This is a genomic window from Streptococcus sp. 27098_8_82 (assembly GCF_041431615.1).
Lineage (GTDB): Bacteria > Bacillota > Bacilli > Lactobacillales > Streptococcaceae > Streptococcus > Streptococcus sanguinis_K.
In genome coordinates, this window is the sequence record NZ_JAPVYB010000003.1 from 123231 (window position 1) to 144026 (window position 20796).

Genomic DNA, 20796 nt, shown 5'->3' on the forward strand with positions numbered 1-20796 from the left:
GCTTGATTGCGGTTTTTTTGTTATCAAAATAGTCTAAATCACTCATCTAAGCGAATAAACATCATTGCGTTAAGTAAGGAGATGAGTGCGACCGTATTAATATTATTGGAATATATCAGTCTCTTGTTCTCAATGGGTGGAATAATAAAATTAGAAATGATGATATCGTAAGGTGATTCTTTTAAAGAATCGATTGATAGTTCTAATTTATTCCAAACTTCAAGTTCAAAATTGTTACTGCAATAATAAGAAAGTGTCTCTGCTACCGATCTTGCATGATACTGATCAAAATTGCTCATGACTAAAACTTTTAATTTAGGCTGATTTTGTAAAAGATTCAGTACTAAATGTTTGCTGTGAGTGATAAAAGTATAGGATAGATGGTTGACTTTCATTGGTGTGCTATGGATATCCAAAGTCTCTAGGTAATGTTCAATCCCTTTTTTAATATCTGAAACAAATTGAGGGAAAATATTTTGAAAGTTCTTGATTGTATTCCCTTTTTGATCAAACAGAATAAATTCTGTAGATAGTTCCTGACGGTGCAGATGTGCTGTATTATGCAAATGCCAAATAAGATTGTCATTATTGTCTATTTTTAGATTATATTTGCTTTCTATCTGATCAATTAAATCACTTAATAATTGATACGAATTTTTTACATAGCTGTCTGTTTTTGCGCAGCTCATAAATAGATTTTCATCAATGAAAAACATTTTTTGAAAATAGGAGACAAATAGTTGGCCTATCACTTCTTTATTCAAAGAGATATGATATTCAGAATCAAAGCTCGCTACAATGTCTTCGATTCCTTCTGCCTGCATAAAAGATTCTAACAATTGATTGTTAAAAGAATCTTTCTCAACTTCCAAGAAATGACCAAACTTTATTCGGTATAAATTTGTAACCAGGAGCAATTTTAACATTCTTTGAGTTGCGAAATTGACAGGAAATGCAGTTTCTTTATAGACCAGTTCTAACAGTTTACACAAAGGTTCTACTGAAAAATCTGTAAAGGGCCATTCAAGGAAATAATATTTTTCCGAAAAATATTGTGCAAAAAAATAACGGATATCAATCTCATCTCCAATAATCCGAGCAGGATTGAGACTAATTTTAAAATTATATTGTTTTTTTATGATTTTGTTAATATGACTGATTATACGATAGAGTGAGGAAGAGCTTATATAAAACTCTTTACAAAGACTCTCAGTTTCATATCCTTCGTTAAAGAAGATGAATTCTAAAATTGAAAAATGGGTTGAATGCTTAAAAAAATGGTGATACACCATCTCAATATCACTATCATCGGTATTAATGATACGTATACCATTAGTGGACGAGTGAAAAATCAATTGAGGAAACGCAGACTTGACATGGGATAAATCATCTTTTACTGAACGTTCTGTACAATTCAATAGTTCAGCCAGTTCAGAAATATGAAACCAGCGTTTGTTTTTAAATAGTAGTTCTAATAGTTCTAATTGCCTGTGGCTCTTTTTAGACAGTAATTCTCGCATTAAAATATTATCTTTCTTTATATAGTGTTTTTATTATCAGGCAATTATACCATATTTTATGCATTTAACCTCGTTTAACAACTCTAAAATATATCTAAAAATGCTGATAAAAGCCTATAGAACAAGGAATTCTTATCTTTGCGTATCTATAGTACAGATAAACGGAAAGAAAACCAAGTTGAATTATTATGTTTCCAAGTTGGAAAATTATATAATTATGTTAATCAAAAAATAATAGTAAAAAATATTATTAAACAATTTTGATTTAGAAAAAATTAGAAAGGAGAATCAATATGCTTTGGTCTATTATTGTTGGAGGTGTTATTGGTCTTATTGCTGGATCAATCACTAAAAAAGGCGGCTCAATGGGTGTTATTGCAAACGTTGTTGCAGGTTTAGTTGGTTCTGCTGTCGGTCAGTCACTTTTGGGAACTTGGGGCCCTAGTTTGGCTGGTATGGCCTTGCTTCCTTCTATCATTGGTGCAGTTATTGTAGTAGCTGTTGTATCATTTTTTGTAGGTAAAAATGCATAAATTGTCTTTTTACTTTCAAAATACAATTTAAAATTTAATGATGTGAGGATTCAATATGTCAAAATCAAGAAAAATACTTTCCCTTATTTTCTGTATTTTAATCTTGACAATTTTGATTCCTGTTTTGCTAGACTTTCATAAAGTCAGCGGTCTGGGGCTCCAGTTATTTAGTTGGAAGTTATTCACGTGGAAGCAGATTCCTTTTGTGGGCTACTATCTTTCTAGGTATGTTTTCTGGGGCACTGTGGTTTTAGCAAGCTTAATCTTACTACTAATGTTAGTGATAGTTTTTTATCCTAAGAGACGTTTGGAAATTCAGCTAGCTGATGCGGATGGGAAACTGATGCTGAAAAATTCAGCCATTGAAGGGTTTGTTCGTAGTCTGTTAACAGAACACGGTTTAATTAAAGATCCTACAGTTTCAGTAAATAGCCGTAAAAACAAATGCATGGTTTCTGTTAAAGGAGCGATTGTTCCTTCGGAAAACATCATCAAGAGAAGTCAGTTGATTCAAGAAGAAATTGCGTCTGGATTGACAGAATTCTTCGGAATCAATCATAATGTCAAGCTTAAAATCTCTGTCTCAGACTTCAAGCCAAAAGAAGCGGCTACAAAAACTACTAGCCGAGTAAAGTAAGGAAGTAAAAAATGGAATGGTTTAAAAAATATCAATATCCAATCTTGTCTGGATTGGCAGGCATTATTCTAGCATGTTTTATCCTATCCTTTGGCTTCTTTAAGACTCTATTTGTCTTGATTTGCGCTACTCTAGGGGCAGGAATCGGATATTATATTCAAAAAAATAATATATTTAAATAAAAATAAAGGAGTTTAACATGTCAAATAAAGATGTTAAAGATGTTGCTAAAAAAGAAGTTGCTCAAGTAGCTCACGAAGTAAAAGGTGAATTGACTTACGATGATAAGGTCATTCAAAAAATTATCGGTCTCTCTTTAGAGAAAGTTTCAGGCTTGCTGGCTGTTGATGGTGGTTTCTTCTCTAACATAAAAGATAAATTGGTCAACTCTGACAATGTCACTCATGGTGTCAATGTTGAAGTTGGTAAAGAACAAGTAGCTGTTGACTTGAATGTTGTTGCAGAATATCAAAAGAATGTTCCTACTTTATACAAAGAAATCAAGAAAGTCGTTGCAGAAGAAGTTTCTAAGATGACTGATTTGGAAGTTGTTGAAGTAAATGTCAATGTTGTTGATATTAAAACGAAAGAACAACACGAAGCGGATTCAGTAAGCCTTCAAGACCGAGTGACAGATGTTGCTGAATCAACAGGCGAATTTGCTTCTGAGCAATTCGAAAAAGCAAAATCTGGCATTAGCGGTGGTTTCTCAGCTGTTCAAGAAAAAGTTGGCGATGGTGTAGAGGCTGTTAAAGACGCTGCATCAAATGAAAAAGCTCGCGTTCATTAATCCTCGAACTGGAATTAGAGATTCTTATATTGTTTCATTTCTTTAAAAATTGAAACTGACAATGGAGGTCTAAATTATGTCTACAGAAGAAAAATTCAACCAAGCTAAAGGTTCTGTTAAAGAAGGCCTAGGCAAATTAACTGGTGATAAAAAAACAGAAAAAGAAGGAGCTGCTGAAAAAGTAGTTTCTAAAGTTAAAGAAGTTGCAGAAGATGCCAAAGATGCTGTTGAAGGAGCCATCGAAGGCGTTAAAAATATGGTTAAAAAAGACGATAAATAAAACCAATAGTTGATTTTCCTTATAAAAAGTCTTTGTTAGCTATAGTCACTGATAAAAATTATCTAGAGTTTAAAGGAGATCATTTTAAGGTCTCCTTTCCTTTTTGCTTGCATGATTTATAGCTAAAAAGTTTTTCTACTTCTTAAGTGTAAACGCTTGCAAAAATCTGGATAGAGTACTATAATAGAATTAAGGAAATAGAAAGAAAGGAAACTAAATTCATTCGCTTTAAAGTTTACTTTGTTGGTATAGTTGTTTGTGATACATAAGTAGTTGCTTTACTTGACATATTGGTTGAATTGTCAGACAGGCCCGCTTAGCCTGCCTGATTGTAACGATAGTATAGAAAGTAGAAGCTTTTAGATGGTTTTCAAACTTCGAGAATTCAATCAATAGTGCTTTATTATGTTATAGAGATTTCCAATGCTAAGATAAAAAGAAAATCATTAGCGGTTAAAGGAATTAAAAGTTTATAAAAAATAATAAAAACAATAAATCAAAAAATTGTTATTCAGTTACACCTTGGATGAACTGATTGCTCTCATACCAGCGAAGTAAACCAGACCTCTAGCCGAGTAAAGCTAGAGGTCGTTTTTTGTAGTCAAGAGCGCTAAGAAGGCACGCTTGACTTTGAAAAAACATGAAAAAATGCTATAATAAATCTATTGTGATAACCAGACGAACTGAGAAGCAAATCGCGAATTCTGATGAACAGATGAAAATAAAGGGAAACCGTCAGGCGCTAGCTTATCAAGGACTATGACGGAATCTCCAAGAGGACAATACGTCAGATACCTTTGATTTTTAAGTAAACAGTAGGAAAGGAAAGAAAAATGGTAAAAAAGATTATTGGTTTGTTAATAGCTTTAATGGCTGTCATCTTGTTAGTTGCTTGTTCTTCTGAACAAAAATTTGAAAGTCTGCCTCTAACATTAAATGGGGTAGGAGACCCTAGGGGGATAGCAAATTTTCCTGACCCTCAAAAAAAATTAGATTTAGATACATTGGAGAAAGAGGAAGTAGACCAAAAAACCAAAGATTATTTGGTGAAGCAAATTGCAAAAGTGCAACCTCTGGTTATAGAAAATGCCAAGGATTATTCAGATGATAAAAATTCATTGAACTTATACTATGGCTATCAACGAGTTCTGTATATCATTTCGGATAAGTATCTTGAGGGAACGAAAGAGGGGGAAGAATATAAAAAGACCGCTCTAGCTGAGATGATAAAGCTCAAGGAGCAATATGAAAAACTGACTGGCGAGAAAGTAACAAATAAAAACTAACTCTTTAATAGGTTATAAAGTTAGTAGAGGCTTCACATACTTGATTCAGCGATTACCTTCCGGTAGCAAGTATGCATACTAGAAATTAATAAAAAATGGTAGTTCATATTTTGAACTGCTTTTTTTGTAGCCAAGGGCGCTAAGAAGGCACACTTGACTTTGAAAAAACATGAAAAAATGCTATAATAGATTGGATATGCGAACCTTTGGTTTGCAAGACTGTAATTCGACTTGGCTAGCCAAGGACCGTTAGTAATAAAATAAAGAATCTTTGATAAAAGTGAGGTTCTGAAAATTGAATAGGAGAAAAAATGAGCAAGAGCAATATTAAACTGATTGCTTTGGGCGGCGTACGTGAAAATGGAAAAAATCTCTACGTTGCCGAAGTGGATGATTCCATTTTTGTATTGGATGTTGGGCTGAAGTATCCAGAAAATGAACAATTGGGTGTGGATTATGTCGTTCCCAACATGGACTATTTGTTTGAAAACAAGAAGCGGATTGCGGGTGTCTTTCTGACGCACGGGCACGCGGATGCGATTGGTGCTCTGCCTAATCTTCTGGCAGATGCTAAGGTGCCAGTTTTTGGATCAGAGTTGACAATTGAGCTAGCTAAGCTTTTTGTTAAAAATAACGATGCGGTTAAGAAGTTCAATGATTTCCATGTGATTGATGAAAATACTGAGATTGAATTTGGCAAAACAGTAGTTTCCTTCTTCCGGACGACTCACTCGATTCCTGAGAGTTTGGGAGTTGTCATCAAGACCAGAAAAGGCAGCATCGTTTATACAGGCGATTTCAAGTTTGACCAGTCTGCCAGCCCATCCTATGCGACAGACTTTGGCCGTCTGGCTGAGATTGGCCGCGAGGGTGTTCTGGCCTTGCTCAGTGATTCAGCCAATGCCGACAGCACTGTTCAGGTGGCTAGTGAGAGCGAGGTCGGCAAGGAAATCGAAGATACGATTGCTGACTGGGATGGTCGTGTGATTGTTGCGGCGGTTGCCAGCAACTTGTCTCGTATCCAGCAGGTCTTTGATGCAGCTGCAGAGACTGGCCGCCGAGTGGTTTTGACAGGCTTTGATGTTGAAAACATCGTTCGTACGGCTATCCGCCTCAAGAAGCTGTCCTTGGTGGACGAACGCCTCTTGATCAAGCCCAAGGAAATGTCTAAGTTTGAAGATCATGAGCTGATTATCTTGGAGACTGGCCGGATGGGTGAGCCTATCAATGGTCTGCGCAAGATGTCAATCGGCCGCCACCGCTATGTGGAAATCAAGGAAGGCGATTTGATTTACATCGTAACAACGCCTTCTATTGCCAAGGAAGCGGTCGTGGCTCGCGTGGAAAATATGATTTATCAGGCTGGGGGCATTGTCAAGCTGATTACCCAAAACCTGCGGGTTTCAGGTCACGGGAATGCGCGTGATTTGCAGCTCATGATTAACCTGCTGCAGCCTAAGTACCTCTTCCCTATTCAGGGTGAGTACCGCGGACTGGATGCTCATGCCAAGGCTGCCATGGAAGTTGGCATGCTGCCGGAAAATATCTTCATTCCTAAGCGGGGCAGCATCATGGAATACGACCATGGTGATTTTGTGCCGGCTGGTGCTGTGTCAGCAGGAGATGTCATGATTGATGGAAATGCGATTGGGGATGTGGGCAATATCGTCCTGCGTGACCGCAAGGTTTTGTCTGAAGATGGCATTTTCATCGTGGCACTCACGGTTAACCGTAAGGAAAAGAAAATCATTTCCAAGGCTAAGGTACACACCCGTGGATTTGTCTATGTCAAGAAGAGCAGAGATATTTTGCGCGAAAGCTCTGACATTATCAATAAAACCGTGGAAGACTATCTGGCGCAGGATAGCTTTGACTGGGGTGAACTGAAGGGAGCTGTCCGTGACAGTCTGGCCAAATATCTCTTTGACCAAACCAAGCGTCGCCCAGCTATTTTGCCGGTTGTTATGGAAGTGCGGTAAAAATCTCAACACAAATACAAGAAAAGTCGGGTTTCGGCTTTTTCTTGTCAGGAAGATACGAAGGAGAAATGCGAATGGCAGTGATGAAAATAGAGTATTATTCTGAGGCTTTGGAGATGGAATGGGGTGTCAATATCCTCTATCCGGATGCAGCACGCGTGGACAAGCCGGATGATAAGGACATTCCTGTTTTGTATCTGCTTCATGGTATGAACGGGAATCACAATAGCTGGCTCAAGCGCTCAAATATTGAGCGTCTGGTTCGCTCAACCAACTTGATTGTTGTCATGCCTAATACTAGCAATGGCTGGTACACCGATACTCAGTACGGTTTTAACTATTACGAAGCCATCGCTGAGGAGCTGCCTCGGGTGCTCAAGCGCTTTTTCCCAAATATGTCGGATAAGCGGGAGAAGAATTTTATCGCTGGTCTTTCCATGGGCGGATATGGAGCCTTTAAGCTGGCTCTCAAGTCTAACCGCTTTTCATACGCAGCTAGTCTTTCTGGCGCTTTGAGTTTTCTTGATGCTCGTCCAGACAATGCTGAGATGGCAACGCCAGCCTATTGGCGAGGAGTTTTTGGAGACTATAAAGACTGGACCAGCAGCCCCCATTCGCTGGAAAGTATAGCCAAGCAATCTGATAAAAAGACTAAGCTTTGGGCATGGTGTGGCGAAGAAGACTTTCTCTACAAGGCCAATCAGGAGGCAGTGAAAAACCTGCAAGACTTAGGCTTGGAGATTACTTACAGCCACAGTCCAGGTAAGCATGAGTGGTATTACTGGGAAAAGCAGTTGGAGAATGTACTGGCCTGGCTTCCTATCGACTTCCAGCTGGAAGAGCGCCTGTCATAAAAATAGACTGTAAAGTCGTATTCTGCCTTCAGAGTATGATATAATGATTACGTTTGAAAATCGGAGTGGGAGTGATTCCCCGAAATGCAAATAGGAGAATGGAACTTTGACAAAAGCGATTCGAGTGCGTTATGCACCAAGTCCGACTGGACTTTTACACATCGGAAATGCGCGGACTGCGCTCTTTAACTACCTCTATGCTCGTCACTATGGTGGAACCTTCATTATCCGTATTGAGGATACAGACCGCAAGCGCCATGTAGAAGACGGAGAACGCTCACAGCTTGAAAACTTACGCTGGCTGGGTATTGACTGGGATGAAAGTCCTGAGACTCACGAAAACTACCGCCAGTCTGAGCGCTTGGATATTTACCAAAAATACGTTAATGAACTCTTGGACAAGGGCTTGGCTTACAAGTCCTATGTGACTGAGGAAGAATTAGCGGCCGAACGTGAACGTCAGGAAGCAGCTGGTGAAACCCCGCGTTATATCAATGAGTTTCTAGGCATGTCAGAGGAAGAAAAGGCAGCCTACATCGCTGAGCGTGAAGCAGCGGGGATTATTCCGACGGTTCGTCTGGTTGTCAATGAAGCTGGTGTCTATAAGTGGACTGACATGGTCAAGGGCGAAATTGAGTTTGAAGGCGGAAATATCGGTGGTGACTGGGTAATCCAGAAGAAAGACGGCTACCCAACTTATAACTTTGCTGTGGTTATTGATGACCATCTGATGGAAATCTCACACGTTATTCGTGGAGATGACCACATTGCCAACACCCCTAAGCAGCTCATGGTTTATGAAGCTCTAGGCTGGGAAGCTCCAGAATTTGGGCACATGACCCTGATTATCAACTCTGAAACAGGTAAGAAGCTGTCCAAGCGCGACACCAATACCTTGCAGTTTATCGAGGATTATCGCAAGAAGGGCTACCTGCCAGAAGCAGTCTTTAACTTTATTGCACTGCTAGGCTGGAATCCTGGCGGTGAGCATGAGATTTTCTCTCGCCAAGAATTGATCGAGCTTTTTGATGAAAAACGTCTCAGCAAGTCTCCAGCTGCTTTTGACCAGAAGAAGCTGGACTGGATGAACAACGAATACATCAAGAATGCGGATTTTGACACAATTTTCGCTCTAGCTAAGCCATATTTGGAAGAAGCGGGCCGTTTGACCGATAAGGCAGAAAAGCTTGTAGAGCTCTACAAACCACAAATGAAGTCTGTAGATGAAATTGTGCCGCTGACAGACCTCTTCTTTGCGGACTTCCCAGAGTTGACAGATGCGGAGCGTGAGGTCATGGCTGGTGAAACGGTACCGACCGTGTTGACAGCTTTCAAGGAAAAGCTAGAAGCTATGTCGGATGCAGATTTTGTGACAGAAAACATCTTCCCTCAAATCAAGGCTGTCCAAAAAGAGACAGGAATCAAGGGCAAAAACCTCTTTATGCCGATTCGGATTGCCGTTTCGGGTGAAATGCATGGACCAGAACTGCCAGATACGATTTACCTATTAGGCCGTGAAAAATCCATCCAGCATATCGAAAACATGCTGAATCAAATTCAATAAGACAAACCAGCTTGAAAGCTGGTTTTTACTTTGCAAATTTTTGTTTTTATGTCACAATTGTAATAAGAAAATACCTTAAGGAGAGAGAAATGAAAAAATGGATCATTATCTTGATTGGAGGATTACTAGCCTTACTCGTGCTAGTAACCTGTAATCAAAAGAAAGAGCAAACGACTCCAGCTTCCAACAATTCTAAAGTAAGTTCGCCTAGCTCTGCATCTTCTAAAAAGTCTGAAAGAGAGAGCAATTCGAGCGAACTTTCTGGCGACGCAGATAGTCAGGAAACTTCTGATACAGGCTCTAAGCAGAATTCGGAAACTGAAGCTGAAAAGTCTGCCAAGGAAGCTAGCAAAGGAGAGAAAGAGACGGCACCAACTTCTAGTTTGGATATGAAGGCTATTGCTTCTGGAGATTTTTCCAGCATGATTGGTACTTGGCAGGATGCCAAAGGGAACAGCTATACATTCGATGCGTCTGGTATAGAGTCAGATGTTGCCAAGCTTGAGACAGGAGATTACTCTGGGCCAGATGAAAATGGGATTTTTCGAGCAGGAATTCGTTGGAAAAACCAAACCGGTGCTGCCTTTCTCATCATTCCAGCAGGAAAGAGTCTGCCAGCTGGAGAGACTGTCAATGGGACAGATCCGACTGATACCAGTCAAGATCGTTTCATCATCACCCAGAGCGTTTCCGAACATCCTGATGTTTTTTACCGCGTAAAATAAGGAGTCTTGATGGACTCTTTTTTCTTATTTTAAGTCCAGTATATAATATATTGATTCTGAATAAAAATCGATAAAACGCTTTTATTTTAATAAATATTAAAATTTCTCTTGACATTCGCATTTTCATACAGTAGAATGTTTAAAAATAAAATGTAGAAGGATAGAGGTAATCATATGGTTAAAGAGAAAGTCATTTTAGCATATTCCGGCGGCTTGGACACTTCGGTGGCCATTACTTGGCTGAACAAGGATTATGATGTGATCGCGGTCTGTATGGACGTAGGTGAAGGAAATGATTTGGATTTCATTCATGACAAGGCGCTGAAAGTTGGTGCTATCGAATCACATGTTATTGATGTTAAAGACGAGTTTGCAGAAGACTACGTCTTGGTTGCTCTGCAAGGACACACCTTCTACGAACGAAAATATCCTCTAGTGTCCGCTCTGAGCCGACCTTTGATTTCTAAGAAATTGGTTGAAATTGCCCACAAGACGGGGGCGACAACCATTGCCCATGGCTGTACCGGAAAAGGAAATGATCAGGTTCGTTTTGAAGTCGCTATCGCTTCCTTGGATCCCAGTCTCAAGGTCATTGCTCCGGTTCGGGAGTGGAAATGGTCTCGGGAAGAAGAAATCAATTACGCCAAAGCTAATGGTGTGCCAATTCCTGCAGATCTGGATAGTCCTTACTCAGTCGATCAAAACCTTTGGGGACGAGCCAATGAGTGCGGTGTCTTGGAAAATCCTTGGAATGAAGCACCGGAAGACGCCTATGATTTGACGGTTGCACCAGAAGCAGCACCAGACAGCCCACTCTATGTAAATATTGACTTTGAGGCGGGCGTGCCAGTTGCTTTAGATGGCAAAAAGATGAAGCTGGCGGACTTGATTCTTGAGCTAAATGACCTAGCTGGACAGCACGGTGTTGGGCGGATTGACCATGTAGAAAATCGTCTGGTAGGGATTAAGTCTCGGGAAATCTATGAATGCCCTGGGGCGGTGACTCTATTGGCTGCCCACAAGGAAATCGAGGATCTGACTCTAGTCAGAGAACTGGCTCATTTCAAGCCAATTATCGAAAACGAACTATCTAATCTCATCTACAATGGCCTCTGGTTTAACCCAGCGACAGAAGCTCTGATTGCCTATCTCAAGTCCACCCAGCAGGTGGTCAATGGTACAGCTAAGGTGAAGCTTTATAAGGGTTCTGCTACAGTTGTAGCGCGTAAGTCTGACAATTCTCTTTACGATGAAAGTCTGGCTACCTATACCAGTGCAGATACCTTTGACCAGGATGCCGCGATTGGCTTTATCAAGCTGTGGGGCCTTCCGTCTAAGGTTCACGCAGAGGTTCAGGCTCACAAGGACAAATAGAAAGGGGCTTTCCTATGGCGAATCATAAACTGTGGGGCGGACGTTTTGAAGCCTCTCTCGAAGGCTGGGTAGAGGAATTTGGCGCCAGCATTGGCTTTGACTATCGTCTGGCTCCTTATGATCTGCAGGGCAGCCTAGCCCATGTCAAAATGCTGGGGCAGACAGGAATTATTGCTCCAGAGGAAGCAGCTGCTATTCAAGCGGGCTTGGAAAAGCTGTTAGCACGTTATGAGGCTGGAGAGCTTGAGTTTGATGTGCGTAATGAAGATATTCATATGAATATGGAGGCTCTTCTGACTGAGGAGATTGGGCCAGTAGCTGGCAAGCTTCATACGGCTCGCTCCCGTAATGACCAGGTGGCGACAGATATGCACCTCTATCTCAAGGATCAGCTCGGTCAGATTGCGGATAAACTCTTGAATCTGCGTCAGGTGCTGCTGGACTTGGCTGAGGAGCATGTAGAGACTATCATGCCAGGCTATACCCATCTGCAGCATGCTCAGCCGATTAGCTTTGCCCATCATCTGCTGGCCTATTATCAGATGTTCAGCCGGGATAGTCAGCGCTTTGCCTTTAATCTGGAGCATACGGATTTGTCTCCTTTGGGAGCGGCGGCTCTGGCGGGGACAACATTTCCGATTAACCGAGAGCTGACGGCTGATTTATTGGGATTCAAAGGCATTTACCACAATTCCTTGGATGCGGTCAGTGATCGAGACTTTATCTTGGAATTTCTATCTAACAGCAGCATTCTCATCATGCATCTGTCTCGTCTCTGCGAGGAGCTGATTAACTGGTGCAGCTATGAATATGGCTTTGTCAGTCTGTCAGACACCTTTAGCACTGGCTCTTCCATCATGCCACAAAAGAAAAATCCGGACATGGCGGAGCTGATTCGGGGTAAGAGCGGCCGGGTTTATGGCCATCTCTTCAGTCTTCTGACGGTAATGAAATCCCTGCCCTTGGCCTATAATAAGGATTTGCAGGAAGACAAGGAGGGCATGTTCAATACAGTAGATACCATCCAAAAATCGCTGGATATTATGGCGGGTATGCTGTCTAGTATGACAGTAAACAAAGAAAAAATGCTGGTTTCAACTCAGCAAGACTTCTCCAATGCGACGGAATTGGCTGACTATCTGGCCAAGAAAGGACTGCCTTTCCGGGAAGCCCATGAGATTGTCGGAAAGTTAGTGCTGGAATGCAGCAAGGCAGGCTATTATCTACAGGATATCCCGCTGACTCGCTATCAGGAAGTGTCGTCGCTGATTGAGGGAGATATTTATCAAGCTCTTGAGTCGCAGACCGCTGTACAAAAGCGGGATTCCCTTGGCGGAACAGGATTTGCACAGATTCGTCAGGAGTTGGAAAGGGCGAAGAGACAGCTGAAAAAGGAATAAGATATAGGGAACATCGCAAGAGAATTGCGGTGTTCTTTTGGTGAATTGACCTTTTAAATATTTGCAAAAACGGCGTCATAGCGGCTCTTATTGGCATTTTCGAAAAATATGGTATAATAGATATAATTTTGGTGGATGGAGTTGAGTTTTGAGAAAAAACTATCGCGTCAAGAGCGAAAAAGATTTTAATGCGATTTTTAAAAGAGGACAGAGTTTTGCTAATCGAAAATTTGTCGTTTACATGTTAGAAAAAGAGCAAAAGCATTTTCGGGTTGGAATTTCGGTCAGCAAAAAGCTGGGGAATGCAGTGGTTCGTAATCGTATTAAAAGAAAAATCCGCCATGTTTTGATGCAGCATCAGAAACAGTTAGTCCAGGCGGACTTCGTCGTTATCGCTCGCAAAGGAGTGGAAGAGTTGGACTACCACCAAGTTGAACAAAATTTATTGCATGTGTTAAAAATTGCTAAACTTTATCAGGAAGGATTCATTTGTGAAACAGAAAAGTAAATTAGGGATTTTGCTGGTTGCCTCGCTGCTCTTTCTCACAGCCTGCGGAACCAGTCAAGTAACGGCCGATTCACATGGCTTCTGGGAAAAGTTGGTCTATTTCTTTGCGGATACCATTCGTTTTCTATCCTTTGGTGGAAGCAAGGGGATTGGGATTATTCTCTTTACCTTGATTATCCGGACAGTGCTCCTGCCGGTCTTCCAATTCCAGACGACTTCTTCGCGCAAGCTGCAGGAAGCACAGCCGCATATCAAGCGCCTGCAGGAAAAGTATCCTGGCAAGGACATGGAGAGCAGAACAGCCTTGGCTGAGGAAACTCAAAAGCTCTACAAAGAAATGGGTGTCAATCCTTATGCCTCATTCATTCCGCTCTTTATCCAGATGCCAGTGCTCTTGGCTCTGTTTCAAGCCCTGACTCGGGTTGATTTTATGAAGACAGGTCACTTCCTCTGGCTCAATCTAGGAGCGACAGATCCGACCTTTATTCTTCCGCTGTTGGCGGCTCTCTTCACTTTCCTCAGTACGTGGCTTTCAAACAAAGCCTTGCCTGAGAGAAATGGCGGGATGACAGTCATGATGTACCTGTTGCCAGTTGCGATTTTCTTTTTTGCCTTCTATGCAGCGAGTGGGGTAGCTCTCTACTGGGCGGTCTCAAATGCTTATCAGGTGGTTCAGACCTTGCTGCTGAGCAATCCTTTTAAAATCATTGCCGAGCGGGAAGCCAAGGAACGGTCAGAGCGCCAATTGGAACAGAAAAAGAAACGTGCCCTAAAAAAAGCACAGAAAAAGAAAAAGTAAGTAAGAAGGAGGACTCTTGCAATGGTTATTTTTACAGGAGCAAGTGTTGAAGAAGCCATTCAAAATGGTTTGAAAACGTTGGATATTCCACGTATGAGAGCGCATATCACTGTTATTTCACGTGAGAAAAAAGGCTTTTTAGGTCTGTTTGGCAAGAAGCCAGCTCAGGTGGATGTCGAGCCGATTGCTGAGACGACAGTTGTTAAAGCCAATCAAAAGGCTGTAAAAGGTGTTCCCGAAGAGATTAACGCTCAGAATGAGCCTGTGCAGTCTGTCAGTGAAGCAACGGTTGATTTGGGCCGTGTGGTAGCTGCTATCAAGAAGGTCGAAGGAGAAGGCGAAGTTATCTCGGATGAGGTCAAGGCTGAAATTCTCAAAAATGACAAGCAAGCCAATACGATTTTAGAAGAGACTGGTACCATTGATCTTCTCAAGACCAATCAAGCTATTGATGAGGCCGTTGCTCAAGCAGAAGCGGACGATAGCAAGGTTATCTCTTTTGAACAAGCGGCTAAAGACAAGACTGAGCCGACAGAAACAGAAGAAAGCTCTTTTGCTGACTTAGGTATCCAAGTCGAAGCAGACTATGATATCGAAGAAGTAGTTGAAAACGTAACGAACTATGTTCAGCAAATCGTGGATGAGATGGATGTGGAAGCGGGCATTTCCAGCAGCCACAACCGCCGAACTATCAACATGCAGATTGATACCAATGAACCAGGGCGCGTGATTGGCTACCATGGAAAAGTCTTGAAAGCTCTGCAGCTATTGGCGCAAAACTATCTTTATAACCAATATTCTAAGAGCTTCTATATTTCCATTAATGTCAATGACTATGTTGAGCATCGGGCAGAAGTACTGCAAAGCTATGCGCAGAAACTGGCTCAGCGGGCTTTGGAAGACCGACGCGGTCAGCACACAGACCCTATGTCTAACAGCGAGCGCAAAATTATCCACCGCATCATCTCTCGCATCGATGGCGTGACAAGCTATTCCGAAGGCGACGAGCCTAACCGCTATGTCGTTGTAGATATTGACAGCGAATAAAAAGAAAGCCAGCAGAGATGCTGGTTTTTGTAGTAATAAACCAGGAGAAAGAATTATGAAGAAGAGAGTTTTTCTAATTATTTTAGGGTTAGCATTACTTGCTGCCTGTGGTCAAAATAAAATAAAGAATCAGGAGAATACTCCTGATTCGAGTAAGAGTACATTGGACAAAGAGCAAAAGAGTTCTTCGATTTCAGTAGAACAAGATGAAAAATTATATGCTTCGACTTTGGATAAATTAACAAAAGATACTTCTGAAGGCCGTGCGCAGATATACACATTCTATGATATTGATAAAAATGGAACGAATGAATTAATCACAGGACATCATTCTGATGGGGCTTATTATTTAGCGGCTATTTATTATTTGAATCAAGGAACATCAACTTATTTAGCTCAATCAAAAGTAGCTTCAGCAGGTGGAAGTCGAGAAAGCGCCACAATATATACAGATGGAACAGTCTTTTATGCTCAATGGCACTCTCTAAGTCCTGATGCTAAGGGTTATCTTTATCGACTGAGATCTGATAATAGTGGTATAGATGTGCTAAAAGAAGCAGATTTTCAAATAGCAGGTGTAGATTCAAATTCTGAAAAAAGCGTAGATTCAGTTTTTGGGTTAGCTTCTAAAAAAGAAGTTGATCTAGCTTCGTTGACTTGGAAAGATATTGAATCTTATAAATCAATAAGCTCCGTAGGAGCAGAGGACAATCCAGAAATTTCAACTCAAATGGATTTATCGAGCATTCAAAACGGTGATTTCTCAAGTATTGAAGGTACGTGGAAAAATGGAAATGGAGAAGAGCTGACCTTTGATAAAAATGGTTTGGTGACTAATGGGCTAAAATTAGGAAATCAGTTTAAAATAGTCAACTCCTATTTAGAGGGTGGTGTATCCTATGGTGGTCCGGGTGCAGCAATATTATTTATTCCTGCTGGTGTAGATATGTCTATGACTTTGGATAATCAAAAAATAATGGATGCTTCTAATCGTAAGAGGGACAGGATTCTTATTACGCAAAGTGTTAATGTTAATAACTCAGAGGTATTCTATTATAAAGAGTAAAAAAGAAAGGATTTTTTATGTCACTTTTTCCAGCTATTGAAACTTATCTGCCTCATCAAGGGGCTAAGTATATATCTCCAGACAAGGCAGGGCAGCTGCGTGAGTCTATGTTGGAGTTGAGAGCTAAGGGCCAGGCGGCACGTAAGGAGTTTGCGGATTTGGTCAAGGATTTTCAGAGCCTATATCCTAAGCTGACCTTGGAGCGAACCAGCCAGTGGATGAATCAGGCACAGATACTGCGGCCGCATTTTTGGAATTATCTTAAAGGCTATGGGGAAATCACAGAACCGATGTTCGCCCTTCGCTTGTATGGAACTACAGAAGATTTTGGAGTGTCGCTGGAGGTGAGCTTCATGGAGCGCAAGAAAGATGAGCACAGCCTCAGCAAGCAAAATCGGGTATTGGAGCTACCTATTCAGCCGCCAGCTTACTATTTTGCTCAGATAGATGGTGTGAGTCAGCGTTTTGAAGGTACTGAGGAAAATCGCCAGTTCCTTACTCAGCAGTTAGCAGCCGGTCAGGTTCGTAAGGTCTTGATCAAATACGATGTTCCCCTTTCTCAAGCTGCTTCAAGAGAGCAGGTGCTGTCCCAGCTGCAGGAGGCCATGACAGTCTTGATTCCCTTTTATGAAGCGACTCGGGTTATATGATTACGTTTACAAAGAGAAAGTTATTTAAGTAAGTATTGACAAAAGCCCCGGAATCATATAGAATAGTAAAGTATGTTTAGTAACTGATCACAACTAGCCGGCTAAACGAATACAAGAATCTAAGAGGAGGTATTCATCGTGAAACGTACTTATCAACCAAGTAAAATCCGTCGTGCGCGTAAACATGGTTTCCGCCACCGTATGTCAACTAAAAACGGTCGTCGTGTATTGGCAGCTCGCCGTCGTAAAGGACGCAAAGTTTTGGCTGCTTAATCCAAACGATTTATCAAGAAACCAGCGGAGACTCGAGACCGCTGGTTTTTTTGTGTGTTAAATTTATTGACTAAAGTCGATAGACTGGCAGGATAGTTCCTCTTTTTGGCTAGTGTTTTTATTTATGACCTCCACATACCAGTCTCCTTTGTGGCTAAATAGTTTGATAAATTGAACTTGGAGAGACTGCTGTTCATACTTAATTGGAAAAAATTCTTCCTGCCTGTGCAATAAAATATCAAGAATGATTCGCAACTGAGAGTTGTTGATTGTTTTCCTGACTTCTGGTTGAAGGATTTTTTCAATTTTTGTGATCTTGCTTAACTGCTGTTCTGAAATCGAGTTTTCAAATTTTTCCTTTAATTTTTGTAGGTCAATATCAAAAGGGCACATATTGTAGTTTTCTAGAGTCAGCATGGAAAAATACAAGGCAGAAATTTCATCTATGGAGAAAATAATAGGAGATAACAAGTCGTTGCTAAGAATTTTATAACTGCCATTCCGGCCTAAGTCAGAATAAATTGGAATGCCTAACGTTTCAAGGCTGGCAATATCACGAAGGGCAGTGCTTTTTGAAATATGATATCGATTCATAATATCTTTTAGATTGAATTGTCTTTTCTTATTGAGAAAAATAAGCATATCGTTAATTCTTTGAGATTTATTCATGAGAAACTCCATATTTTTATAAAATGGTTTCAAATAATGATACCTTTTTATATTATACTAGTTTTAGAGAAAATAATAAAGGAGTCAAATATGAAGCAATATTTTAAGACCTTATTGGCAGAACAGACAGAAATGGCTCTAGCTACTTCTGTAAAGGATATCCCAAATGTAAGAATTGTCAATTTTTACTATGATGAGGAGACAAAGAAATTGTTCTTTATATCATTTAAAAATAGTCATAAAATCCAAGAGCTGGCAATCAATAATCGTATTGCTCTTACAACAGTCCCGAAAGGTGATGGGAGGTATATCCGGATTCAAGGGAGTGTCAAAGAAAGCCAGCTTTCTATTGAGGATATAAAAAGCGTTTTTATCCAGAAGTATCCTTATTATCAAGATATTATTGAGCAGCATAGCAACTCCTTGCAACTTTTTGAAGTATCTTTTTCGGATGCTTTCTTGGTCTTAGATAATAATCAAGTTGAGAAAATCAAACTATAAGGAGAAAATAGATGGTTGAGATAAAAAGGTGCGATTGGGCCGAAAATAGTGAGCTTGAGAGAAATTATCATGACCATGAATGGGGGCGACCTGTGCATGACGAGCATAAACTCTTTAAAATGTTGATTTTAGAAGGTCAGCAGGCGGGCTTGAGCTGGCATACTATTTTGTCAAAAATGGATGCTATGACAGAGGCTTATGAAAACTTCAATCCTGAAATACTCTCCAATTATGACGAGCAGAAGATTGAAGAATTACTTAGTGATCAAAGAGTGATACGAAATAGGCTGAAAATAAAGGCAGTTATAAAAAATGCTAAAGCCTATTTAAAATTAAAAGAAGAATATGATAGTTTGGATTCTTATATTTGGTCTTTTGTAAATAATGAACCGATTCTTAATTCATGGTCCAGTATTGAAGAGGTGCCCGCTCGAACAGATCTATCCGATAAAATTAGTAAAGAACTCAAAAAGAAAGGTTTTTCTTTTGTTGGTTCTACGACTGTATATGCCTTTATGCAGTCCATTGGCATGGTCAATGATCATTTGCTGACCTGTGATTTTAGGATATAATTTTTTTCCTTTGAGTTAGAAGAATGAGCGGTCTATTATCGAATGCCGGTAAATGATATAAAAAGAGAAAAAAACCAGAAAGAAATTGATTTTCTTTCTGGTTTTTTGTGTATAGTTAAGCACAGTTGCTTATTTTGCTACTGGTAAAAGCATTGGATAAAGATAGCAGAGCAAGGTAAAGCTTATCAAGGCATAAAAGATACCGATGCGAATGGCTTGGATAGGTTTGTAGAAACGAATCAGAGTTAGTAGGCACCAAACCAAGAGAACTAGGATGAACCATGCTGAAATCAAGCGCAGCGGTGTTGGCCCGTAAAGGTAGATGTAGATGCCAAATAATTTCCAGCCAGCTAGCAAGGCCAGTAGACCAGTAAAGATAAAGAGAATAGTAGCTGCGAATCGCGTCCCTTTCTGATCCCAGAGTGGCTTTTTGGCAATCAGATAGAAGACGCCTAGGACTACAAAGTTAAGGATAGACACCCGAACCAGCTGCCAGAAGCCAGCTACGGCAACAGTCGAAGCATTCTGCGGAGAAATAGCCTGAGCTACTGTTCCGGCGCTTAGGAGCTGACCGAGCTCACCCAGACCCGTTAGGAAGAAGAGAGCATAGGTCAGGCAGAGGCTGCCGATGATAATGTAGGCTGCGAAAGCAGGTGCTACTCGCAAAGGACGGATGCTTGCTTGAAATTTTTTGTAGCTAAGTTTAGTATCTTTTTTGCCTAACAGACTGCCAACTAGGAGGCCATAAAGGTAAAGACTGACAGGAACAGCCAGGCAGGCCTTGAAGAGAATCATGCTGCTATCAAGACTTGAAAAGAGGGAGTCGAGTAGATTCTCAATAACATCAGCGGTATTGCTGAAGAAGGAGGCAAAGCTGTCTGAAACCTGACTCAGCTGGGACCAGACAAAGTAGACCAAGATTCCTGCAACAAAGAAGCTGCTGACGATAATCACGAGCTGTTGGGCTTTCTTTGAAGACATACTGTCAGAGCTATCAGAAGAGTCCTGCTGCTTGCCTTCTATAAAGACTAGAATAGCAGCAATGAAATTTTTAAAGGGCAGGATGCAGAAGGCTTGAATCGTGTCAAACCAGACCAGAATCCCCAAACGCCCCTGGCTTAACCAGCCTGTGCGGGACAGAATATAGAAGGCGAATGAGATGTGGATGGCCAGAAATTGGAAAAGTTCTAGCTGGCGATGAAGTCCCCAGAGACTTAAAGCTAGGGCTTGAGCTAGCGTCATGACCAAAAAGCTTCTAGCCTCTAATCTGCTGTCAAGATTCTTTATCTGTAGAGATGGATAGGCTAATTTCCTGATTAAGGCCTCGCTTAATAATATAAGGCCGATTGCAAAAGGGAAAAAGGATGCAGTTTGATAATTAAAAAATACTGCAGAGTAAAAGTAGGTTAAAAGATAGAGGATTAGATAGCTGATTTTAAAGAATCGCAGTTGCTTATCCTCTAGGCCTGTGAAGATGGTCTGTCGTTCTGCTTCTGCGGGCAGACAAGGCTGGACATTCATCTGCTCTTGTGCTGGATATTCCATAATTATTTCTCCTCCTCATCGTCAGGGATATACTCCAAAATGTCGCCAGGCTGGCAGTCTAGTTCACGGCAGAGAGCGTTGAGTGTTGAAAAGCGGACAGCCTTGGCTCGATTATTTTTTAGGATAGATAGATTGGCTGGTGTTAGGTCAATCAACTCTGCTAAACGGCCAGCGCTGATGCGCTTTTGTGCCATGACAAGGTCTAAATTTATCTGAATCATAAG

The 20796-nt window shown here is 40.9% G+C and carries 24 protein-coding genes; 20 read left to right on the forward strand and 4 right to left on the reverse strand.

The window, feature by feature from the left end; translation table 11 throughout:
* Window positions 1–38: 38 nt before the first annotated feature.
* Window positions 39–1520, reverse strand: a complete 1482-nt coding sequence (locus tag O3627_RS06760) for a M protein trans-acting positive regulator PRD domain-containing protein (protein WP_268688622.1) — start codon at window positions 1518–1520, stop codon at window positions 39–41.
* 293 nt (window positions 1521–1813) lie between these two features.
* Between O3627_RS06760 and O3627_RS06765 the strand changes: the two genes are divergently transcribed.
* From O3627_RS06765 to rpmH, 18 genes are all read left to right on the forward strand, one after another.
* Entirely contained in the window at window positions 1814–2053 is a 240-nt protein-coding gene (locus O3627_RS06765; protein ID WP_002920347.1) for a GlsB/YeaQ/YmgE family stress response membrane protein, read from the forward strand.
* A 55-nt stretch (window positions 2054–2108) separates the two neighbouring features.
* Window positions 2109–2690 carry an alkaline shock response membrane anchor protein AmaP gene (gene amaP, locus O3627_RS06770; protein ID WP_125380378.1) on the forward strand — a complete coding sequence of 194 codons (582 nt, stop codon included), beginning with the start codon at window positions 2109–2111 and terminating at the stop codon, window positions 2688–2690.
* 11 nt (window positions 2691–2701) lie between these two features.
* On the forward strand, window positions 2702–2872 hold the full coding sequence (locus O3627_RS06775) for a DUF2273 domain-containing protein (protein WP_002905455.1): 171 nt from the start codon (window positions 2702–2704) through the stop codon (window positions 2870–2872).
* A gap of 17 nt (window positions 2873–2889) precedes the next feature.
* On the forward strand, window positions 2890–3480 hold the full coding sequence (locus O3627_RS06780; RefSeq protein WP_125380380.1) for an Asp23/Gls24 family envelope stress response protein: 591 nt from the start codon (window positions 2890–2892) through the stop codon (window positions 3478–3480).
* 76 nt (window positions 3481–3556) lie between these two features.
* Window positions 3557–3760, forward strand: coding sequence for a CsbD family protein (locus O3627_RS06785; RefSeq protein ID WP_002893927.1), 204 nt, complete (start codon window positions 3557–3559; stop codon window positions 3758–3760).
* Window positions 3761–4593: 833 nt separating this feature from the next.
* Window positions 4594–5046: a hypothetical protein gene (locus tag O3627_RS06790; protein WP_125380381.1), complete on the forward strand. Its 453-nt coding sequence runs from the start codon at window positions 4594–4596 to the stop codon at window positions 5044–5046.
* 311 nt (window positions 5047–5357) lie between these two features.
* Window positions 5358–7025: a ribonuclease J gene (locus O3627_RS06795; protein WP_002899143.1), complete on the forward strand. Its 1668-nt coding sequence runs from the start codon at window positions 5358–5360 to the stop codon at window positions 7023–7025.
* Between the two features lie 74 nt (window positions 7026–7099).
* Window positions 7100–7879: an alpha/beta hydrolase family protein gene (locus O3627_RS06800; RefSeq protein ID WP_002911577.1), complete on the forward strand. Its 780-nt coding sequence runs from the start codon at window positions 7100–7102 to the stop codon at window positions 7877–7879.
* A 106-nt stretch (window positions 7880–7985) separates the two neighbouring features.
* Window positions 7986–9443, forward strand: a complete 1458-nt coding sequence (gene gltX / locus O3627_RS06805; protein ID WP_125380383.1) for a glutamate--tRNA ligase — start codon at window positions 7986–7988, stop codon at window positions 9441–9443.
* An 89-nt stretch (window positions 9444–9532) separates the two neighbouring features.
* Complete coding sequence (locus O3627_RS06810; RefSeq protein WP_125380384.1) at window positions 9533–10168, forward strand: DUF6287 domain-containing protein; 636 nt, start codon at window positions 9533–9535, stop codon at window positions 10166–10168.
* 174 nt (window positions 10169–10342) lie between these two features.
* Window positions 10343–11542, forward strand: coding sequence for an argininosuccinate synthase (locus O3627_RS06815; protein ID WP_002917783.1), 1200 nt, complete (start codon window positions 10343–10345; stop codon window positions 11540–11542).
* Window positions 11543–11556: 14 nt separating this feature from the next.
* Window positions 11557–12942 carry an argininosuccinate lyase gene (argH, locus tag O3627_RS06820; protein WP_002917782.1) on the forward strand — a complete coding sequence of 462 codons (1386 nt, stop codon included), beginning with the start codon at window positions 11557–11559 and terminating at the stop codon, window positions 12940–12942.
* A 148-nt stretch (window positions 12943–13090) separates the two neighbouring features.
* On the forward strand, window positions 13091–13450 hold the full coding sequence (gene rnpA, locus O3627_RS06825) for a ribonuclease P protein component (RefSeq protein WP_002917781.1): 360 nt from the start codon (window positions 13091–13093) through the stop codon (window positions 13448–13450).
* Window positions 13434–14249: a membrane protein insertase YidC gene (locus O3627_RS06830; RefSeq protein ID WP_002917780.1), complete on the forward strand. Its 816-nt coding sequence runs from the start codon at window positions 13434–13436 to the stop codon at window positions 14247–14249. Before rnpA ends, O3627_RS06830 begins: the two co-directional genes overlap by 17 nt.
* 21 nt (window positions 14250–14270) lie before the next feature.
* On the forward strand, window positions 14271–15296 hold the full coding sequence (jag, locus tag O3627_RS06835; RefSeq protein WP_002917779.1) for an RNA-binding cell elongation regulator Jag/EloR: 1026 nt from the start codon (window positions 14271–14273) through the stop codon (window positions 15294–15296).
* 55 nt (window positions 15297–15351) lie between these two features.
* Window positions 15352–16362, forward strand: coding sequence for a DUF6287 domain-containing protein (locus O3627_RS06840; protein WP_023916938.1), 1011 nt, complete (start codon window positions 15352–15354; stop codon window positions 16360–16362).
* A 17-nt stretch (window positions 16363–16379) separates the two neighbouring features.
* The gene (locus O3627_RS06845; RefSeq protein WP_002917777.1) at window positions 16380–17012 is read left to right on the forward strand and encodes a hypothetical protein; all 633 of its coding nucleotides are present in this window, start codon (window positions 16380–16382) and stop codon (window positions 17010–17012) included.
* Window positions 17013–17150: 138 nt separating this feature from the next.
* Window positions 17151–17285, forward strand: coding sequence for a 50S ribosomal protein L34 (gene rpmH / locus O3627_RS06850; RefSeq protein ID WP_002893904.1), 135 nt, complete (start codon window positions 17151–17153; stop codon window positions 17283–17285).
* 63 nt (window positions 17286–17348) lie between these two features.
* Here the strand turns inward: rpmH and O3627_RS06855 are convergent, their stop codons facing one another.
* Window positions 17349–17966, reverse strand: coding sequence for a YafY family protein (locus tag O3627_RS06855; protein WP_002917776.1), 618 nt, complete (start codon window positions 17964–17966; stop codon window positions 17349–17351).
* 24 nt (window positions 17967–17990) lie between these two features.
* On the opposite strand from O3627_RS06855, the gene O3627_RS06860 reads away from it, so the two are divergent.
* Both O3627_RS06860 and O3627_RS06865 read left to right on the forward strand, forming a co-directional pair.
* A complete protein-coding gene (locus O3627_RS06860) occupies window positions 17991–18455 on the forward strand; it encodes a pyridoxamine 5'-phosphate oxidase family protein (RefSeq protein WP_002917775.1) in 465 nt (154 codons plus the stop codon).
* A gap of 11 nt (window positions 18456–18466) precedes the next feature.
* Window positions 18467–19027: a DNA-3-methyladenine glycosylase I gene (locus tag O3627_RS06865; RefSeq protein ID WP_002917774.1), complete on the forward strand. Its 561-nt coding sequence runs from the start codon at window positions 18467–18469 to the stop codon at window positions 19025–19027.
* 129 nt (window positions 19028–19156) lie between these two features.
* Here the strand turns inward: O3627_RS06865 and O3627_RS06870 are convergent, their stop codons facing one another.
* Both O3627_RS06870 and O3627_RS06875 read right to left on the reverse strand, forming a co-directional pair.
* Complete coding sequence (locus O3627_RS06870) at window positions 19157–20572, reverse strand: DUF4153 domain-containing protein (RefSeq protein WP_343092297.1); 1416 nt, start codon at window positions 20570–20572, stop codon at window positions 19157–19159.
* 2 nt (window positions 20573–20574) lie between these two features.
* Window positions 20575–20793 carry a helix-turn-helix transcriptional regulator gene (locus tag O3627_RS06875; RefSeq protein WP_002899126.1) on the reverse strand — a complete coding sequence of 73 codons (219 nt, stop codon included), beginning with the start codon at window positions 20791–20793 and terminating at the stop codon, window positions 20575–20577.
* Between the last annotated feature and the right edge of the window lie 3 nt (window positions 20794–20796).

Bases quoted from the DNA above. Each gene is read 5' to 3' on its own strand.
- O3627_RS06760 (WP_268688622.1), bottom strand. From the start codon at position 1,520: ATGCGAGAATTACTGTCTAAAAAGAGCCACAGGCAATTAGAACTATTA.
- O3627_RS06840 (WP_023916938.1), top strand. From the start codon at position 15,352: ATGAAGAAGAGAGTTTTTCTAATTATTTTAGGGTTAGCATTACTTGCT.
- O3627_RS06860 (WP_002917775.1), top strand. From the start codon at position 17,991: ATGATACCTTTTTATATTATACTAGTTTTAGAGAAAATAATAAAGGAG.
- O3627_RS06765 (WP_002920347.1), top strand. From the start codon at position 1,814: ATGCTTTGGTCTATTATTGTTGGAGGTGTTATTGGTCTTATTGCTGGA.
- amaP (WP_125380378.1), top strand. From the start codon at position 2,109: ATGTCAAAATCAAGAAAAATACTTTCCCTTATTTTCTGTATTTTAATC.
- O3627_RS06870 (WP_343092297.1), bottom strand. From the start codon at position 20,572: ATGGAATATCCAGCACAAGAGCAGATGAATGTCCAGCCTTGTCTGCCC.
- O3627_RS06785 (WP_002893927.1), top strand. From the start codon at position 3,557: ATGTCTACAGAAGAAAAATTCAACCAAGCTAAAGGTTCTGTTAAAGAA.
- O3627_RS06780 (WP_125380380.1), top strand. From the start codon at position 2,890: ATGTCAAATAAAGATGTTAAAGATGTTGCTAAAAAAGAAGTTGCTCAA.
- O3627_RS06815 (WP_002917783.1), top strand. From the start codon at position 10,343: ATGGTTAAAGAGAAAGTCATTTTAGCATATTCCGGCGGCTTGGACACT.
- argH (WP_002917782.1), top strand. From the start codon at position 11,557: ATGGCGAATCATAAACTGTGGGGCGGACGTTTTGAAGCCTCTCTCGAA.
- O3627_RS06865 (WP_002917774.1), top strand. From the start codon at position 18,467: ATGGTTGAGATAAAAAGGTGCGATTGGGCCGAAAATAGTGAGCTTGAG.
- O3627_RS06795 (WP_002899143.1), top strand. From the start codon at position 5,358: ATGAGCAAGAGCAATATTAAACTGATTGCTTTGGGCGGCGTACGTGAA.
- O3627_RS06775 (WP_002905455.1), top strand. From the start codon at position 2,702: ATGGAATGGTTTAAAAAATATCAATATCCAATCTTGTCTGGATTGGCA.
- O3627_RS06855 (WP_002917776.1), bottom strand. From the start codon at position 17,966: ATGGAGTTTCTCATGAATAAATCTCAAAGAATTAACGATATGCTTATT.
- O3627_RS06845 (WP_002917777.1), top strand. From the start codon at position 16,380: ATGTCACTTTTTCCAGCTATTGAAACTTATCTGCCTCATCAAGGGGCT.
- jag (WP_002917779.1), top strand. From the start codon at position 14,271: ATGGTTATTTTTACAGGAGCAAGTGTTGAAGAAGCCATTCAAAATGGT.
- O3627_RS06800 (WP_002911577.1), top strand. From the start codon at position 7,100: ATGGCAGTGATGAAAATAGAGTATTATTCTGAGGCTTTGGAGATGGAA.
- O3627_RS06790 (WP_125380381.1), top strand. From the start codon at position 4,594: ATGGTAAAAAAGATTATTGGTTTGTTAATAGCTTTAATGGCTGTCATC.
- O3627_RS06810 (WP_125380384.1), top strand. From the start codon at position 9,533: ATGAAAAAATGGATCATTATCTTGATTGGAGGATTACTAGCCTTACTC.
- O3627_RS06875 (WP_002899126.1), bottom strand. From the start codon at position 20,793: ATGATTCAGATAAATTTAGACCTTGTCATGGCACAAAAGCGCATCAGC.